17 protein-coding genes, 1 tRNA gene and 1 pseudogene are annotated in these 17658 nt (G+C 62.4%); 11 read left to right on the top strand and 8 right to left on the bottom strand.

Features of this window, described 5'->3' with window-relative positions; translation table 11 throughout:
* Positions 1-111: 111 nt before the first annotated feature.
* The 5 genes and pseudogenes from JYP46_RS22385 to JYP46_RS13280 form a co-directional block, all read right to left on the bottom strand.
* A pseudogene (locus JYP46_RS22385) lies at positions 112-594 on the bottom strand (ATP-binding cassette domain-containing protein); the annotation flags it as partial.
* A 68-nt stretch (positions 595-662) separates the two neighbouring features.
* Positions 663-1778, bottom strand: a complete 1116-nt coding sequence (locus tag JYP46_RS13295) for an amidohydrolase/deacetylase family metallohydrolase (RefSeq protein WP_206548353.1) — start codon at positions 1776-1778, stop codon at positions 663-665.
* Between the two features lie 3 nt (positions 1779-1781).
* A complete protein-coding gene (locus JYP46_RS13290; protein ID WP_206546170.1) occupies positions 1782-2642 on the bottom strand; it encodes an ABC transporter permease in 861 nt (286 codons plus the stop codon).
* A gap of 115 nt (positions 2643-2757) precedes the next feature.
* Positions 2758-3699, bottom strand: a complete 942-nt coding sequence (locus JYP46_RS13285; RefSeq protein WP_206546171.1) for an ABC transporter permease — start codon at positions 3697-3699, stop codon at positions 2758-2760.
* A 68-nt stretch (positions 3700-3767) separates the two neighbouring features.
* The gene (locus tag JYP46_RS13280; protein WP_206548352.1) at positions 3768-5330 is read right to left on the bottom strand and encodes an ABC transporter substrate-binding protein; all 1563 of its coding nucleotides are present in this window, start codon (positions 5328-5330) and stop codon (positions 3768-3770) included.
* Positions 5331-5472: 142 nt separating this feature from the next.
* On the opposite strand from JYP46_RS13280, the gene JYP46_RS13275 reads away from it, so the two are divergent.
* The 7 genes from JYP46_RS13275 (at position 5473) to JYP46_RS13245 (ending at position 12038) form a co-directional block, all read left to right on the top strand.
* The gene (locus tag JYP46_RS13275; protein WP_113153185.1) at positions 5473-6243 is read left to right on the top strand and encodes an IclR family transcriptional regulator; all 771 of its coding nucleotides are present in this window, start codon (positions 5473-5475) and stop codon (positions 6241-6243) included.
* Between the two features lie 551 nt (positions 6244-6794).
* Positions 6795-7538: an ABC transporter ATP-binding protein gene (locus JYP46_RS13270; protein ID WP_113153184.1), complete on the top strand. Its 744-nt coding sequence runs from the start codon at positions 6795-6797 to the stop codon at positions 7536-7538.
* Positions 7538-8302 carry an ABC transporter permease gene (locus JYP46_RS13265; RefSeq protein WP_224924960.1) on the top strand — a complete coding sequence of 255 codons (765 nt, stop codon included), beginning with the start codon at positions 7538-7540 and terminating at the stop codon, positions 8300-8302. The genes JYP46_RS13270 and JYP46_RS13265 overlap by 1 nt, the downstream gene beginning before the upstream one ends.
* On the top strand, positions 8292-9080 hold the full coding sequence (locus JYP46_RS13260; protein ID WP_206546173.1) for a nucleoside phosphorylase: 789 nt from the start codon (positions 8292-8294) through the stop codon (positions 9078-9080). The genes JYP46_RS13265 and JYP46_RS13260 overlap by 11 nt, the downstream gene beginning before the upstream one ends.
* 9 nt (positions 9081-9089) lie before the next feature.
* The gene (locus JYP46_RS13255) at positions 9090-10079 is read left to right on the top strand and encodes an ABC transporter substrate-binding protein (RefSeq protein WP_113153182.1); all 990 of its coding nucleotides are present in this window, start codon (positions 9090-9092) and stop codon (positions 10077-10079) included.
* A 3-nt stretch (positions 10080-10082) separates the two neighbouring features.
* Positions 10083-10826, top strand: a complete 744-nt coding sequence (locus JYP46_RS13250) for an ABC transporter permease (RefSeq protein ID WP_113153181.1) — start codon at positions 10083-10085, stop codon at positions 10824-10826.
* 3 nt (positions 10827-10829) lie between these two features.
* Complete coding sequence (locus JYP46_RS13245; RefSeq protein WP_206548351.1) at positions 10830-12038, top strand: phosphopentomutase; 1209 nt, start codon at positions 10830-10832, stop codon at positions 12036-12038.
* 107 nt (positions 12039-12145) lie between these two features.
* Here the strand turns inward: JYP46_RS13245 and cls are convergent, their stop codons facing one another.
* A complete protein-coding gene (gene cls, locus JYP46_RS13240) occupies positions 12146-13564 on the bottom strand; it encodes a cardiolipin synthase (RefSeq protein WP_206548350.1) in 1419 nt (472 codons plus the stop codon).
* A gap of 220 nt (positions 13565-13784) precedes the next feature.
* A tRNA-Gly gene (locus JYP46_RS13235) sits at positions 13785-13859 on the bottom strand.
* Positions 13860-14074: 215 nt separating this feature from the next.
* Here JYP46_RS13235 and JYP46_RS13230 point away from each other — a divergent pair.
* From JYP46_RS13230 to JYP46_RS13215, 4 genes are all read left to right on the top strand, one after another.
* Positions 14075-14572, top strand: a complete 498-nt coding sequence (locus JYP46_RS13230) for a prolyl-tRNA synthetase associated domain-containing protein (RefSeq protein ID WP_113153178.1) — start codon at positions 14075-14077, stop codon at positions 14570-14572.
* 90 nt (positions 14573-14662) lie between these two features.
* The gene (trxA, locus tag JYP46_RS13225; protein ID WP_206546176.1) at positions 14663-15694 is read left to right on the top strand and encodes a thioredoxin; all 1032 of its coding nucleotides are present in this window, start codon (positions 14663-14665) and stop codon (positions 15692-15694) included.
* A gap of 66 nt (positions 15695-15760) precedes the next feature.
* Positions 15761-16432, top strand: a complete 672-nt coding sequence (locus JYP46_RS13220) for an LON peptidase substrate-binding domain-containing protein (protein WP_206546177.1) — start codon at positions 15761-15763, stop codon at positions 16430-16432.
* A gap of 22 nt (positions 16433-16454) precedes the next feature.
* Entirely contained in the window at positions 16455-16667 is a 213-nt protein-coding gene (locus JYP46_RS13215; RefSeq protein ID WP_162742205.1) for a Trm112 family protein, read from the top strand.
* 53 nt (positions 16668-16720) lie between these two features.
* On the opposite strand, the gene JYP46_RS13210 is transcribed toward JYP46_RS13215, so the two are convergent.
* Complete coding sequence (locus JYP46_RS13210) at positions 16721-17650, bottom strand: ABC transporter permease (RefSeq protein WP_206546247.1); 930 nt, start codon at positions 17648-17650, stop codon at positions 16721-16723.
* Between the last annotated feature and the right edge of the window lie 8 nt (positions 17651-17658).

The following is a 17658-nucleotide window of genomic DNA, read 5'->3' as shown; positions in this document are numbered from 1 at the left end:
GCCCATGTCGTGGGTGATGAACAGGATCGACATGCCGAGTTCCTTTTGCAGGCGGCGCATCAGATCGAGGATCTGCGCCTGAATGGTCACGTCGAGCGCCGTGGTCGGCTCGTCGGCGATCAGCAGGGCGGGGTTGCAGACCATGGCCAGCGCGATCATCACGCGCTGGCGCATGCCGCCGGAAAGCTCGTGCGGATAATTGTCGATGCGGGATGCGGCGGCGGGAATTTCCACCAGCTCCAGCATTTCCAGAACCCGCTGGCGGCGCTGCCTGGCGTCGAGATCCGTGTGCAGGAGCAGCATCTCGCCGATCTGGTCGCCGATGGTGAACAGCGGATTGAGCGAGGACATGGGCTCCTGAAAGATCATGGCGATCTCCGCGCCGCGTCGTGCGCGCATCTCGCTTTTCGATGCTTTCGTGAGGTCCGAGACGCTGCCGTCCACCGCACGATAGTGGATCGCGCCACCCGTCACCGCGCCATTGGGCGGCAGAAGCCCCATAATGGCGAGCGAGGAGACGGATTTGCCCGAGCCGCTTTCGCCCACCAGCGCCAGCGTGCGGCCCGGGTGCAGCGTGAAGCTGACATCGCGCAGCGCCGTCACCGAAGAGCGGCGGGCGCGGAAGGCGACCCGCAGATTGCGGACGTCGAGAACGGGTTCGTTCATGCGCTCCTCCTTGCGGCCGGCATGGCCGATGCGCCGATGACCGTGAGGCGCGGCTCGAACCGCTTTTCGAGTGTCAGATGCCCGCCGAGACTGTCGATGGCGTCGATGTTTGCGGCATCCACATCGAAGACCGTGAAATCGGCTTTCTGACCCGGTGTCGCGCCGCCCGATGCGCCAAGGCCCAGAACGGAGCGGGGGCGTTCGGTCACGCCGGCGATGACCTCGTCGAAGGAAAGGCCGACGGCCAGCAGTTTCGACATGGTGGTGGCGAGGTCATAGACCGGCCCGTTCACATTCCGCAGATGCAGATCGGTGGAGATCGACCAGGGTTTCAGCCCGTTGGCGATGGCCTCGCGCGCGGTGTCGAAGCTGAACGAGGCGACGCCATGGCCGATATCCATGCGCACGCCGCTCCCCGCCAGTTGCTGCGCCTGCGCGAACAGCGCCTTGGTGTCGCGGATCGAGCCGGCCTTCTTGCCGTTGAAGCAGTGGGTGACGATGTCGCCGGGGGTGAGAATGTCGAACACTTCGTCGATCAGCGGTGGCGGTTCGCCGATATGAACCATGAGCGGCAGATCGAGAATTTCCGCGACCCGCTTGGCGATCTTTGCCGGTGTGATGCCCCATGCGCCGGAAATGACGCCGCTTGCCCGCACCTTGATGCCGCAGATGACATCGCGGTTCGCTTCGGCGACGGCCAGCGTGCGGTCCACATCGATGGAGCGCAGGTCGATCAGCTCCGGCACGCGGTTGCAGGCGACAAGCCCGATGGAGCCGATGTTGAGAAAGGCGCGAACCGTCTCCTGCTGCTGCTCGATCACATATTCGCGCAGGCCATGAAATGCGGCTTCGCCGGATGAGCCCGCATCCGCCATGGCGGTAACGCCGGTCTTGCGGCCGGCCTCGGAAGCGCGCACGGAAATATCCGTGCCGCCGTGCCAGACATGCACATGCAAATCGCACCAGCCGGGCGAAAGATATGCGCCTTTGCAGTCGATGGTTTCCGCGCCGGCGATCAGCGTGCCGGCCACGAGCCCGTCATCGCCGATGAAGATTTCAGCCGGTGCGTTGTCGAGGCCGACAGGGCGGAAATTGGTAAGCCTGAGCGCCATGTCTCAAAGATCCTTGCTCAAACGGGGGTCGAGCGCGTCGCGCAGTCCATCGCCGATCAATTGCAGGGAGAGCACTGCGATGGAGATCGCGATGCCGGGGAAGAAGATCAGGAATGCCGCCTGATCGATATATTGCCGGCCCTCATTGATCATCGTGCCCCAGCTCGGCGTTGACGGATCGATGCCGACGCCGAGGAAGGAGAGCCCGGCCTCCGCCAGCATGGCGTAGGCGAAGATGAAGGTTGCCTGCACGATGATGGGCGACAGGATGTTACGCAGCACATGGGTGGTCATGATGAAGAAGGTGGAGGAGCCGAGCGAGACCGCCGCCTCCACATAGGGCAGTTCGCGGATCACCAGCGTTGAGGCGCGCACGATGCGCGCAATGCGCGGCGCGTAGACGATGGAGAGGGCGATCACCACATTGACGATGGAACCGCCGAGGATCGAGACCAGTGCGATGGCCAGAAGAATGTCCGGGAAGGCCATCATCGCATCGACAAGGCGCGACATTGGAGCGTCCAGCCGGCGGAAGAAGCCGGCCATCAGGCCGATCACGATGCCGATGGCCGAAGAAACAGCGGCAACGCCAAGCCCGATGGAGAGCGACACGCGGCCCGCATAGAGAAGACGTGAGAACACATCGCGGCCGAATGCGTCCGCCCCCAGAAGATAATCCGCGCCGGGCGCGGTGAGGCGTGCGCGCACCGACATTTTCGCCGGATCTGCGGGTGCGATGAGCGGGGCGAAGACGCACAGAAGGACGAGCACGACGAAGATGACGAGTGCGATGAGAACGGCGCGCCTTGAGAAGAGGGCGGTGAAGAATTTTGGTTGATCTGCGACAGCGGATGCAGCGGCCATGATGCCTTCTCCCTAGAGCGCCGTGCGTCCATTCGGACGCACAAAGGACGCTCTAACCTATTGAATCTACGCATTGCGCTTTCCGGAAATCGATTCCGGTTTCCGGGCCGATGCGCTAGTACCGAACACGCTTGTCGACGGTCAGATAGAGCAGGTCCGTGACAAGGTTGATGAGCACATAGAGCGACGCGACGACGATGAGCGCGCCCTGAATGACGGGGTAGTCGCGGCGCAGGACCGCGCTGACCACCAGGTTTCCCATGCCGGGAATGTTGAACACGCGCTCGGTGACCACCGCGCCGGAAACCAGAAGCGCGAAGGTGAGGCCGATGACCGTGATGATGGGAATGGCCGCATTCTTCAGCGCGTGGCGCAGCACGACGCGCGGTTCGCCCATGCCCTTGGAGCGGGCGGTGCGGATATAGTCCTCGCCCAGAATGTCGAGCATGGACGCGCGGGTGAAGCGCAGGATCAGCGCGGAATTGACGATGCCGAGCACGATGGAGGGCAGGATCAGATAGCCCATCCGCTCGATGAAGCTGGCGTCCGGCCCGCCATAGCCCGATGCGGGAAAGAGACCGAGATCGGTGGCCAGATAGCGCTGGAACATGAGGCCGGTCCAGAAACTGGGAATGGAGGCGGCGAGCATGGCCGTGCTGATGGCGCTCTGGTCGAGAAACGAGCCCCGCCGATAGGCCGCGTAGATGCCGATGGGTGTTGCGATGACCAGCGCGAACACGAGAGAGAAAAGCGCGAGGAAGATGGTGGGCTCGGCCCGCGCCGCCAGCACCTGCGTGACCGGCTGGCGGAAGAACAGCGAGGTGCCGAGGTCACCCTGGGCCGCGTTCACGACGAAGGTGAAATATTGCACCACGATCGGGCGGTCGAGGCCGAGTTCGGTGCGCAGCGCGGCTGTTTCTTCAGGCGTTGCCTCCGGCCCCAGCATCAGGGCGGCGGGATCACCCGGCGCAAGACGAACGATCAGGAAGGCAATCGTCAGTACGAGAAAGATGACGATGAACATTCCCAGGATGCGCTTGAGGATATAGCGCGCCATACGCGTTCTCCGAACTCATATCCAAAAAAGGGGCCGCCGGGAGCGAAGCGGCCCCTGAAGAGTGGCCGTTACTGGACCTGTGCGTTCCAGAAGAAGGGCCACGGAGAAGCCGGCACACCTTCAAGCCCCTTGCGGGTGCCCTGAAGCGCGTTGAATGCGCCGATCTTGATGAAGCCTACATCCTCGAAGACCTGCTTCTGCAGTTCGGCGAAGAGCTCCTTGCGCTTTGCAATGTCGGTCTCGCTGGTGAACGCGTCGAGGATCTTGTCCTTCTCCGGGTTCGACCAGCCAAGGCGGGACGACTTGTCATAGAGCGAGGTGAGCGCCGGCTCGGGCAGGAAGGGCGAATGGGTGATGTAGATGTCCCAGACGGCCGGATCGTCGCGGCGCTGGCCGAGCGTTGCCCAGTCGACCACGTCCATCTGAACTTTGAAGCCTGCCGATTCCAGCGCCATCTTGGCCACTTCGGCCATCTTGAAGTGGAACTCATACTGGCGCGAGGTGAGGATGCGCAGCGGGGTGCCGTCATAGCCGGCTTCCTTGAGCAGCTCACCGGCCCTGGTCTGGTCGTTCTGGTTGAACAGTTCGGCGCCTGCTTCCGTGCGCCATGCCCAGCCTTCCGGGTAGAGCGGCCCGTCGGTGATGAAGAAATTGTCGTCGCCAAAGGCGGCAAACAGCATGTCATCGATGGGCAGCGCCGCCTGAACAGCCAGACGGATGTTCTTGTCCGTCAGGAGGCCATCCTTGTGGTTGACGGCGAAGATCGGCCAGCCGAACGGCTTGAGAAGCAGCGGGTCGGCCGTTTCGTTCTCTTCAAGGCGCTTGTAGCTTTCAGCCGGCAGGCCGTCGGCGAAGTCGAACTGGCCGGACAGAAGCCCTTCGACGCGGGTGTTCGGATCGGGAACCGGAATGAAGCGGATTTCATCGGCCAGCTGTTCGCGCTTGCCGGCAGCGCCGTCCGACGCTTCGTCGCGCGAGGCGTAATCTTCAAAGCGCACGAGCTGGAGATGCTGGTCCGGCATGTGCTCGGCGATCTTGTAGGGGCCGGTGCCAACCACGGTTTCAATCGTGTCGGCGATGATCTCTTCCGGATAGACCGCCGCGGCGGAATTGGAGAAGGCCAGCAGCGACAGGAGCGGCGAATAGGGCTCCTTCATCGTGATGGTGACTTCGTAATCGCCGGTCGCTTCGACGGACGCCACCTTGTCGGCCACGCCCTTGCCGCGTGTGGCCACTTTCAGCCAGCGGTCGAGGGACGCCACGACGTCCTTTGCATCCATGCTGGAGCCGTCATGGAAGGTGACGCCTTCGCGGATGCCGATCTTGTAGGTGAGGCCGTCATCGCTGATTTCCGGCAGCCCGGTCGCCAGAAGCGGCGCAATGTTCCAGCCGCCATCGAACGTATAGAGCGTCTCGACGAAATGCTGGGTGACGATGGAGACCACGTCCTTGGTCGACATCATCGGGTCGAACGTGTCGGCCTCACCGATGATCGCGACGTCCAGCGTCTTGCCCTCGGCAAATGCCGGGCCTGCTGCAAGCGAGAGCGCGCTTCCGGCCAGAAGGGCGGCCAGAGGGGCGCTCAGAAGGGATGATTTTCCGGTGAACTTCCCAATGATCTTCAATGCCATTCTCTCCTCCATTATTATGTATTATATTTTACAATAACGGTATATGCGTGCTAAACATCCGTCAAGTCTGCGTGCGCCCTCTGCCCGTTGGGTGCGGGTGCGTGCTAAGGCGGCTGAATGGAAACGGCAGCGGGAGCGTCAGATGAGCGGTGAAGCGAGAAAGCGGGTTGGGGCCATCGACCGGACGCTTCAGATTCTGGACATTCTGACCGAACGCCAGCAGCCGATGAGCACCTATGATCTGGCGCGCTCCACCGGTGCGCCGGCCTCGACCATCTACAAGATTGTCGATGAGCTTCTGGAGCGCTCCATGCTGTCGCGCAGCGGGGAGAATTCCGTCTGGCTCGGCCCGCGGCTGATGCGCTACGGCCTCACCTATCGTTCACGCATGGATGTGTTCAAGGAAGCCAAGCGCGAGATGGAAGCGCTGGCGGAAGAGCTGGGCGAAACCATTCAGATCTGCGCGCGCGACGATGACATGATGACGGTGATCGGCATGTCGCGCGGTGAGGATCACTTCAATGTCGCGTCCGATGTGGGCACGCGTGTGCCGCTTAACTGGACGGCGTCAGGCCGTTTGCTGCTGGGCCATCTCGACGAGGCCGAGCGCGTGCGCATCTTCAGTGAAATCGCGCGGCCCTCGACCACCGGGCGCGCCGAGACCGATGCGGTTCTGCTTGCCGAACAGGCCGGGCGCGAATTCAGCGAGCGGCTCGCAGTGCAGATGAGTGCTTCGGAATATGCCGTCGCCTGCATTGCCGCGCCGATCTGTGATGAGACGGGGGCCTGTGTGGCGACGATCTCCATCGTGCTGCCGGAGACCAAGGCGCGCGCCGAAACGCAGCGGCTGTCCGACGCCGTGCGCCAGTCGGCCCGCAACATCGAGACGGCCCTGGGGCGGCGCGCCAGCTAGGCTGAGCGTTCGAATAATCGTTTCCCAGCAAAATTGATTGTTGATTGCCGCAGCAGCGTCTGACGAGCCGCGCATTTATCCGCTAATCACCCGTTGAACTGTTAGCCGGGGCGCGCGTTTTCGCGCTTCCCCGGGCTTGTTGTGACGTGGGCTGAGATTTTCTCGATGGCCGGTCCGGGGCGTCGGGAGACGGAGCAGAAAACGACTTGTATCAATAATTAGAATTTCCCCTCCAGTCTCTGGTGCGCGTCGCTCTTCTATGCGTGTTGCAGAAATTAGTCGGCGTCATGTAATGCTCGATGAATATTCTGGTGTGTCTGTTTCTGTTGTGACGGTCTACTTTTAATGTGCTGAATTCTTTTGAGAATTTTTCTCGCTTGTCATGGCCTCCCAAAACGCTTTGGAAAATCCTGTGATGATCCGCGTCGCATTCACGACAGGCGCTGCCTTCCCGGCGTCGCTGGACAAGGTGTCTAAATTTTGAGAATATGCGTTGAAACGTCGCATTTTTATGCGTCTAATCGGTTCAGTTACCTCTGAAAGGTCTCAGATTGATAACAACCTCTGGTCTGACGAAGAGCTTCGATCTTGATGGTGGAAGCATCCTCGCCCTGGCGCCTCTCGATCACCGGATTGAAAAGGGTGCATTTGTCTCCATCGTCGGGCCGTCCGGCTGTGGCAAGTCCACTTTCCTTCGTCTGATTGCGGGGCTGGAAGACGCTTCCGGCGGCACGATCGAACTCGATACGGGTTCGGCCAAACGCCCGGTCGGTTTCGTGTTTCAGGACGCCGTTCTGCTGCCGTGGAAGACCGTTCGCGACAACATCCGCTTTCCGCTCGACACCGCCGGTGTGCGCCGCGACGAGGGCAACCGGATCGTCAGTGAACTGATCGAACTGGTGGGGCTCTCCGGCTTTGAGGACGCGCTGCCCAAACAGCTTTCCGGCGGCATGCGCCAGCGTGCGGCCATTGCCCGGGCGCTGTCCGACGATCCGCCGATCCTTCTGATGGACGAGCCGTTCTCCGCCGTGGACCTTCTGACCCGAGAAACGCTGAACGACGAATTGCTGCGCATCTGGCAGCGCACGGGCAAGACCATTCTTCTGGTCACGCACAGCGTTGAAGAGGCGGCTTATCTCGGCAGCGAGGTCATGGTCATGTCGCCGCGTCCCGGTCGTCTGAAGAAGACCTACACGGTGGACCTGCCGCATCCGCGCGGCGAGGCCACCAAGCTCGATCCCGCTTATCATCAACTGGTCGCGGAGCTGCGCCAGGACATGCGGGAAACGGAATGATGAGCCGCTTTCGTCCCGTTTTCGAATATGGTGTGGCGCTGGCGCTGCTGACCGTGGCCTGGTGGTACGCCAGCGGGCCGATGGGCATTCCCAAATATCTCCTGCCGTCGCCGCAAAGCACGGTTTCGACGCTCTGGGATTCGCTTGTGAGCGGCGAACTGTGGCCGCATCTCTGGTTCACCGTGCGCAACATCCTTCTGGGGCTCGGCATTGGCAGCGTGGCGGGCATCGCCGTCGCCTACCTGCTCTACAAGATGCCCCGGCTTTCGACCTTTCTGGATGGCCCTCTGGTCGTCTTCCAGACCGCGCCGAAGATTGCGCTTGCGCCGCTGTTCGTCGTCTGGTTCGGCCTTGGCCTCACGGCCAAGATCGTGCTCATCGTCTCGCTGGTTTTCTTCCCGGTTCTGATGGGCGCGCTTGCCGGCTTCCGCAGCATCGACAGCCGCATGCACGACCTTGCGAAGCTTCTGAAGCTGAACCCGTTCTCGCTGTTCTGGCGCATCGATCTGATGGCGGCGCTTCCGGGCATTTTCGTCGGTCTCAAGATCGGCGCGGTGCAGGCGCTCGTCGGCGCGATCCTTGCCGAGTGGATCTCCGGCAGCGACGGCCTCGGCTATCTGATGACCTTCGCCTCCGCCACCTACAAGACGCCGCTGCTGTTTGGCGCGGTGCTTCTGACTTCGCTTTTGGGCATCGCCCTTCACGGGCTTCTCGGTGTGATCGAGGGGCGTCTCTTGTCATGGAAGGTGCAGGATGGCCGATAGTTCAAAACCCACCGCGCGGCTGCCGTTTTCCGGCGGTCGCCCGCCGCATCTTCCCTGTGGGCCGGGCGATGTGGCCGAAGATGTTCTGGTGCCGGGTGATCCCGACCGTGTTGCGCTGCTGCGCGACATGCTCACCGATGTGCAGGATTTCGGCCGCAAGCGCGAGTTTGCGCTTGTAACGGGAACGTTTGAAGGCCGGCGTCTGACCATCTGTTCCAGCGGCATTGGCGGTCCGTCGACCGAGATCGCCATGGTTGAGCTCGCCATGCTGGGCGCAAAGCGTCTCATCCGCATCGGCGGGTGCTCCGCGCTGGTGCCGGAAATTCCCACGGGCGATTACATCGTGCCGCACACGGCGACCGGCCTGACCGGCGTTGCAGCGCTCTATGCCGAACACGGTTACACGCCGGAGGCCGATCCCGCACTCGCGTCTGCGCTGGAAGAAAGTGCTGCGGCGCTGGGGCTCGGCGCGCACCGGGGCATGATCGCCTCGACCGACAGTTATTACCTCGGGCAGGACCGGCCGCTCAGGCTTGATGCGGTCGACAGCCCGGACGCTGGATATCTGGACCGTTTCCTTGCCGAGGGGGCCATCGGAGTGGAAATGGAATCGCAGGTGATCCTGGCCGTTGGCCGGGCTCTTGGCCTCAGGGCGGCCTGCCTCTTGGGTGTGCACGGCAATCGCGCCACCGACAATTGGCTTGTCGATTATGAAAACACGCAGCGAAACCTGCTCCGCATTGCGGGCCGGGCTCTCGCGCATGATGCGTCCCAATAGGAGAGAACAATGAATGTGATGCTGAAAACCGGCGTAGCCACGCTTGCCCTTATTGCTTCGGGTGTTGCTGCACTTGCTGCCGACAAGGTGGTCATGCAGATCGACGGCGCTGCAGTGCCTTTCTATTCGCCGCTTTATGCCGGTGTTGAAAACGGCTTCTTCGCCGATCAGGACATCGAGGTCGAGTTCATCTATGCCGGCGCGTCCGACATCCTGACCAACATTGCCGCCGGCAATGTGGATTTCGGCTTCCCGAACGGCGACGCCGTTGTGGCGGCTGCGGCCAACGGCCTGCCGGTGAAAGTGGTTCACACCACCTACCAGCGCGGCATTGGCGCATTGCTGGCAAAGGCTGAAACCGGCATCGAAACCTATGCAGATCTGAAGGGCAAGACGGTCGCCGTCACCTCGCTCGGCTCACCCAACTACCTGCAGCTTCAGGTCGGCCTCCAGGATGCGGGCCTCTCGCTCGACGACATCAAGCTTGAAGTTGTTTCCACGGGTGCAATCGTTCAGGCGCTGCAGAGCGACCAGGTCGACGCCATCGTGTTCTCCGAGCTGCGCAAGTACAATCTGGAAGGCGCCGGCGTCGATGTCACGATGATCCTGTCCAACGATTTCCTGCCGTCCTTCGGCAATGTCGTTGTCACCTCCAGCCGCCTGCTCGAGGAAAACCCGGATCTCGTGAAGCGGTTCACCAATGCCGTCACCGCATCCTATGAGTGGGTGATCGACGGTCACGTGGACGATGCTCTCGAAATCTCCTTCGAGAAGTACACGCCGACCTGGGCCGACCAGAAGGAGCTTCTCTCCACGGCATTCAAGAACAGCTTCGTCGCTTCCGTCTGGCAGAGCGACCTGACCAGGGAAAAGGGCCTCGGCGCTGCCGATCTCGACGCCTGGCAGGCCAATGCCGACATTCTGGCGAAGTATGAAGTCGTCGACGAAGCGCCGAAGGCTGCCGACTTCGTGGTCGATCCTTCCTCGATCGGCGAATAAGCCATGCTGAAGCGCGGGATCGCGGGTCTGGTTCTCATCGTCGCCCTCTGGGGCGGCGGTGTGTTCCTCTTCAATGTGCCCGATTATCTGTTGCCAAGCCCGGCAGCCGTCATGGAGCGGATGGTGTTTCTCTACAAGAACGCCAATCTTCTGGGGCATGTCTATGTGACATTGATCGAGATCTTCTGGGGCTTCCTGCTCGGCGCTCTGGCCGGCGTCGCGGCCGCATTGCTGTTTGCCCGCTTTCCCGTTGCCGAGCGGATGTCCACGCCGCTCATCCTGCTTCTGCAGACCGCGCCCAAGATCGCCATCGCGCCATTGCTTTTGCTCTGGCTCGGTCTTGGGCCGGCTCCCAAAGTGGTGCTGATCGCCATCGTCACCTTCTTCCCGGTGATGACGGGCATGCTTTCGGGCCTGCGCTTCGTCAACAAATCCTATCTGGATCTGGCGCGCGTGCTGAAGCTCTCGCCCCTGCAGCGCTTCCTGCATATCGAACTGCCTTCGGCGCTGCCGACGCTCTTTGCCGGCGCGACAGTGGCGACCACGCTTGCCATGACGGCTGCCGTGATCGGCGAGCTGATGGGCGCCAATGAGGGCGTGGGCTACCTCCTTTCTTCTGGACAGGAGAACGCCGACACGGCCACAGTGATCGGCATGGTGCTGCTCCTCTCCCTCATGGGCTGGAGCTTTTATGAAATATTCGAAGCGTTGCGGCGTCGTATGGAGGCGCGCTTCGCGGAAGGGTGACGAATGTCTGTGAACGGTCGTGTCTTCCTGTGCGTTCTGGATTCGGTGGGCATAGGCGGCGCACCGGATGCCGAGCGGTTCGGCGATGCCGGTTCCAACACGGTTCTGCACATCGCCGAAGCCTGCGCCGCAGGCCGGGCGGAAGAGGGGCGCTCCGGCGCGCTTCATCTGCCCAATCTTTCCGCGCTTGGCCTTGGAGCCGCGCTCGAACTGGCCTGTGGCCAGTCCGCGCCGGGGCTTTCCGCACCCGAGGCCTATGCTTCCTGGGCGGCCCTTCAGGAAGAAAGTGCCGGCAAGGACACCCAGACCGGGCACTGGGAGCTGGCAGGCCTGCCGCTCACCAGGGACTGGCACTATTTCCCACACGAAGTTCCGGCCTTTCCGGAAGAGGCGATGGCGCGGCTGCGGCGCGCAGGCGGGCTGGAACGCACGCTTTTCAATGCGCATGGTTCGGGCTCGGATGTGCTGGAGCGCTTTGGCGCGGAGCACATGGAGACCGGCGCGCCGATCGTCTACACCTCGGCTGACAGCGTGGTGCAGATCGCTGCGCATGAGGAGACATTCGGCCTCGAACGGCTGTTACGTCTGTGTGAGGCGGCAGCCGGGATTTTCCATCCGATGAATGTGGGCCGCATCATCGCGCGGCCCTTCGTGGGGGATGCGGAGAACGGCTTCACCCGCACCGCCAACCGGCGCGATTTCGCCATTCCGCCTCCCGGCGACACGATCTGCGACCGCGTGGTGGCCGCTGGCCGCACCGTGCATGCCGTGGGCAAGATCGGTGATATCTTCGCCGGCAAGGGCATTTCCCGCGTGCTGAAGGGGCCGAACGACGACGCGTTGTTCGACCGGCTTCTGGAGACGGTCGAAAATGCCGCCGATGGCGATCTTGTCTTTGCCAATTTCGTCGAGTTCGACAGTCATTACGGCCATCGCCGCGATGTGGCGGGATATGCGCGGGCGCTGGAGTGGTTTGATCGCCGCCTCGCCGGGCTTCTGCCGAAACTGCGCCCCGGCGACCTGCTCATGCTGACCGCCGATCACGGCAATGACCCGACCTGGACAGGCACGGACCACACGCGTGAGCGGGTTCCGCTGCTTCTCGCCGGCGATGCGAGGCCATGGCAGGGAAGCGCCGGCGTGCTGCCGTTCACGCAGGCTGCGGCGATTGTCGCCGAGCATCTGCAGATCGATCCGGACAACGGGGACTGACGCGCCGCGCCGGGGCCGTACCTCCAGTCCGCATGCAGGCGGGTCTAGAGTATTGTTTTTACGCAATTCCGGACGGAAAACCGGTCCCCACTTTTCCTGGAATTGCTCTAGAGTATCGGCCCCACAATCGCGAGTGCGTTCTGCTTGAGCCGCTGGAGCATGCTCCAGCCGCGCACCTCCTCAAGCGTGATTGGCCGGCTCTGGGCGAGATACTCCTCCTGCCGCGCGCGCATTGCGGCGGTGGTCTGCGGGTCGTGCAGCAGGATGTTGTTTTCGTAATTCAGGTCGAAGCTGCGCCGGTCCATATTGGCCGAGCCGATCAGCGTCACGTCTCCATCCACGGTCAGCGACTTCGTGTGCAGAAGGCCGGGCTGGAACTCATGCACTTTGACGCCCGCTTCCAGCAGGCTTTCATAATGGCTGCGGCAGGTCGCGCCGACGGCGAAATCGTCGTTGCGGGCGGGGAAGATGATGGTGACATCGACGCCGCGATTGCCGGCGGCGCAGATCGCAGCCTGAAGCGCCTGTGTCGGCACATAATAGGGGGTGGTGATGAACACGCTGCGCCTCGCCGAATAAATCAGGCTCTCGAACATTTCGGGCATGGCGGAGGCGCGGAAGGTCGGGCCGGTCGCCACCACCTGCGCGAAGAAGCCGCCTTTCGGCGCTTCCACGGGCTCTTTCAGAATCTCGGTGATGTCGTCGCCGCCATTGCCCATCCAGTCGCTGGCGAAGAGGTGCTGGTTCTGGCGCACCACAGGCCCGGTGAAGCGCATGACGGCATCGAACCATGGCGCGAATTTCGCCTTGGGCAGAAATGCGGGATCGGCGCAGTTCTGGCTGCCGCAATAGGTGATGGCGTTGTCGATCACGAGCACCTTGCGGTGATTGCGCAGATCGATGCGGCCATCCAGAATGCGCAGGAAGGGATTGCCCACGGGCAGGGCGGTGCGCGTGTGCACGCCGGCCTCCGAGAGCTTGCGCCAGAGCGGCGTCTTCACCAGGGCGCGTGAGCCGATGTCGTCGACCATGGCGCGGCAGGTGACGCCACGCGCGGCGGCGCGCATCAGCGCATCGGCGATCTTGTTGCCATTGCCGTCATCCAGCCAGATGTAGAAGACGAGGTGCACGTGATCGCGGGCCGCGTCGATATCGGCCACCATCGAATCAATCGCAGCATCCGAATCCTTCATCAGCTTTGCATGATTGCCGCTGACCGGCTCATAGCCGGAGATGGAGCGCCCGACCCGGAACAGGGCTTCGTCCCATGCTGAAAGCGGTGTCCGGGCTTCTGCGTTCTGCGTCGGGGGGCGCGGCAGGTCGTTGAAGGCGCTGGTCAGCCTCTTGATGCGCTTGCGGCCAACGCTGGTCTGGCCGAGCAGCAGATAGGCGAGTGCTCCGAGATATGGAAGCGTCATGACCACGACGAGCCACGCCATGCGCGATTCCGGCTGTCTGTTGCGGCGCAGCAGGATGTGGAGCGTCGCAGTGGTGACGATGGTGATATGGACAAGGACAGCCAGCATTCTCGAAACCTTCAGCTAAATCACGGTCAGCATGGCATAAGCCGGCTGCCGGACAAGCGTCGGGTTGCATGAATTCGCGCTGGCTGCAAGGCGTCTGGCCGTCTGCCGTGCGGGCGCTTGGCCAGTGCCGGTTTCACAGGGGAATTTTCGGGAGCGCGATTTTCCTGATCCGGAAAACACAAAAGCCGCGGATGACCGCGGCTTTTTGAGTTTCGGAAACTGGAGCGGGCGATGAGATTCGAACTCACGACCCCAACCTTGGCAAGGTTGTGCTCTACCCCTGAGCTACGCCCGCTCGCTTCGTCGCTTCCGACGATGGGCTTATAGTCTGATCCCGCTCGCAGATGCAACAGGAAATCGACAGTGATGTTGCGTTTTTTTAAAAACGCCTTCGCAGGCGCAAAAAAGTCGGCGGTGGAGGAACCTTCAATGTCGCTCAAGGGCTTGCATTTGCTGGCTTTCAGCGGCTAGTTCGCTCTGAAGACGCCGTTGTTGAAAAGGGGTGAAACCGTGCCGAAAACTCCCGAAAACCTGCTCGAATATCTCGAAACGCTGGGAATCGACGCGAAAACCCATCGGCACCCGCCGCTTTTCACCGTTGCAGATTCCCAGTCGCTGCGCGGGGAGATTGAGGGCGGGCACACGAAGAACCTCTTTCTGAAAGACAAGAAGGATAATTTCTTTCTTGTGACCGTCGACGAGGATGCGCAGGTCGATCTGAAGACGATTCATCACAAGATCGGCGCTGCCAGCCGCGTTTCCTTCGGCAAGCCTGACAGGCTGATGGAATTTCTCGGCGTGGAGCCGGGGTCGGTGACGGTTTTTGGCGTGATCAATGATGAAGAGCACAGCGTAAAGGTGGTGCTCGACGCGGATTTGATGGAAAATGATCTCATCAACGCGCACCCGCTCACCAATGAGGCGACCACATCCATCCGGCGTGACGACCTGATGCGCTTTCTGGAAGCGGTCGCGCATGAGCCGCTCGTCTTGAAAGTGACCGAGTGATCGCCACATTTGGAGCGACGAAACGATTTCTATCGGCCGGCCGGGCGCTGCACGAACAGCGAGCCGGACCGCAAGCAGGAAGAGGCTTTTATGAACAACGGTGACAATCCTTACGGGAAGTCCGGCGGTTATGGCGCAGCCGGTGGGGACTACACCACCAATGTGGATTTCGGCGGCGGCGCAGCGCCCGCATCCGCTCCCGAGCCGGCTTCGCAGACCTTCACGCTGTCGGATGAGCCCCAGCTCGCAGCGGCCGATCTTATCAAGGACACGACGACGGCCGCTTTCACGGCTGACGTGATCCAGGAATCGCGCAATCAGCCGGTTCTGGTGGATTTCTGGGCGCCCTGGTGCGGCCCCTGCAAGCAGCTCACCCCGATCATCGAAAATGCGGTGCGCGCGGCGGGCGGCAAGGTCAAGCTGGTGAAGATGAACATCGACGAGCACCCGGCGGTTGCCGGCCAGCTCGGCGTGCAGTCCATCCCCGCCGTCTTTGCCTTCAAGGATGGGCAGCCGGTTGACGGGTTCATGGGCGCATTGCCTGAAAGCCAGGTGAAAGCGTTCATCGACAAGCTCACCGCCGGCGCGGGCAATGACGAGATCGCCGGCGCGCTTGAGGCCGCCAAAGAGGCTGTCGCCAATGGCGACCAGCAGATGGCTGCGCAGATCTATTCTGCGATCCTTCAGCGCGAGCCGGAGAATGTGGACGCCATTGGCGGTCTTGCCGATCTGCTTTTCGAAGCGGGTCAGACGGAGCAGGCCGCACAGGTGCTTGCGCAGGTTCCTGAAAAGCAGAAAGATGCAGCGCCCATCGCCGCCGTGCAGGCCAAGATGGCGCTTGCCGAGCAGGTGGCCGATCTGGGCGACGCAGCCGCTCTGGAGCAGCGGCTTGCCGCCGACCCGAACGACCATCAGGCCCGCTTCGACCTGGCGCTTCTGCAGAATGCGAAGGACGACCGGGCGGCAGCGGCGGAAAGCCTGCTGGCCATCGTGCGGGCGGATCGCGAGTGGCAGGAAGACGGCGCGCGCGCCCAGCTTCTCAAATTCTTCGAGGCCTGGGGCGCAACCGATCCGGCAACGCTTTCGGCGCGGCGCAAGCTGTCGTCGCTTCTGTTCTCATAAGCTGCCCGATTATTTGCCTATTGGCGAGGCTGCTCCAGATATCGGGTAAACATCGGGAGACGTCGTGTGAAGGCAGGTAATTTTTCGTATCGCAGCGGCCGCGATATCGACAGTGTGATCCCCGTGTTTCCATTGTCGGCGGCCCTGCTTCTGCCGGGTGGACGATTACCGCTCAACATTTTCGAGCCGCGCTACCTGGCCATGACGGACCATGCGCTGTCCGGTGGGCGGCTCATCGGCATGGTGCAGCCGCGCCTTGATGGTGCGACGCGGCCCGATGGCGAACCGGCTCTCTGCGATGTGGGGTGTGTCGGGCGGCTGGGTTCCGTTTCCGAGACGGGAGACGGGCGCTATCTGATCACCCTGATCGGCATTTGCCGGTTCCGGCTGCTTGAGGAACTGAGCGTCAAGACGCCGTTCCGCCAGTGCCGCATCCTGCCCTTCGAAAGCGATCTGCATGACGATCCGGAAGAGCCGGAGGTGGACCGTGCGGCGCTGTTGCGGGCGTTTCGCGCCTATCTGGAGGCCAATGATCTCGAGGCCGACTGGGACAGTGTTCATCAGGCCGAGGATGCGAGCCTCGTCAACGCCCTGTCGATGATGGTGCCTTATGGTCCGGCGGAAAAGCAGGCGCTTCTGGAAGCGCCTGATCTGAAGACGCGGGCCGACACGCTGATCGCCATTACGGAGATTGTTCTGGCGCAGGGTGAGGGCGACGCCACGCACCGGCTTCAGTGACGGGTTCTCGAGGGAAAAGACGATGAATGATGAGAAACGGGACGGTCAGGCGGTCTCTGCGGTCGCACCGATGGATGGCAAGCTGCTTGAGCTTCTGGTCTGCCCGCTGACCAAGGGCCCGCTGCGCTGGGACCGGGAGAATGGCGAACTGGTCTCGAAGAGCGCCAAGCTCGCCTATCCCGTGCGTGACGGCATTCCGATCATGCTGCCTTCCGAGGCGCGGCCCCTCGATTAGAACATCCACCGTATTAGAGCGGTAAAATGCTCTGGGGCCGCGCCCGGAGTTTTCTACTCGCGGAAGCTCTCGCGCGGTGTCGCCGCCTGCCGGCTGCGCGCGGCGCGCAGCGTGGGCAGGGCCAGCATCAGAAGCACGAATGCGCCGGTTGCAAGCTTCAGGTCGGGTGGGGGCATGCCTGCCGCCAGACACAGCGAGACGAGCTGGTAGTAGACCATCGCGCCGGCGAAGGGCGCGAGGAGCTGCCGCCACACGGTCGCCTTGCCGACGATTGCCTCGCCGATCATCAGCGCCGCAAGGCCGTTGATGAGGATGCCGAGGCCCATGTTCACATCGGCGAAGCCCTGCGACTGCACCATCAGCGCGCCGCTGAAGGCGGAGAACGCGCCGGCAAGGCCGATGCCGCCAATGGTTGCCGCCCAGACATTGATGCCCTGTGCTTCGGCCATCACCGGGTTTGCGCCCACGGCGCGCACTGCCGTGCCCTTCTCCGTCGTGAAGAAGAAGTTGAGCGCCAGGAAGATCACCAGCGTGATGAGGCCGACGGCGATGATCTTGGCGAGCGGGAAGCCCGGCTGTACGAACGGCACCCAGTCGAAGATGGTTTCCGTGCCGAACACCGAGAGGTTCGAGCGCCCCATGATGCGCAGGTTCACGCTGTAGAGCATGGTCATCACCAGGATGCCGGCCAGTAGCGTGTGGATGCGGAAGCGCAGATGGATGAAGGCGGTGCAGCAGCCGGCGATGAAGCCGGTGAGCAGGGCCAGTCCGATGGCCGTGAGCGGCCCGAGGCCGGACGCAAGCGCCAGGCCGCAGACGCAGCCGCCCAGCGGAAACGCGCCCTCGCTGGTGAGATCCGGAAAGCTCAGCATGCGGAAGGGGATCATGATGCCGGCGACGACGAAGCCGAGGATCAGGCTTTGCGCGAGCGTTACGGGGATGAGTGCGACGAAGCTCGTCAGAGTGGTTTGCAGAAAATCGATCATCGGGG

Source organism: Nitratireductor aquimarinus (genome assembly GCF_017255295.1).
Lineage (GTDB): Bacteria > Pseudomonadota > Alphaproteobacteria > Rhizobiales > Rhizobiaceae > Nitratireductor > Nitratireductor aquimarinus.
This window is presented reverse-complemented; position numbering and strand designations above follow the sequence as displayed.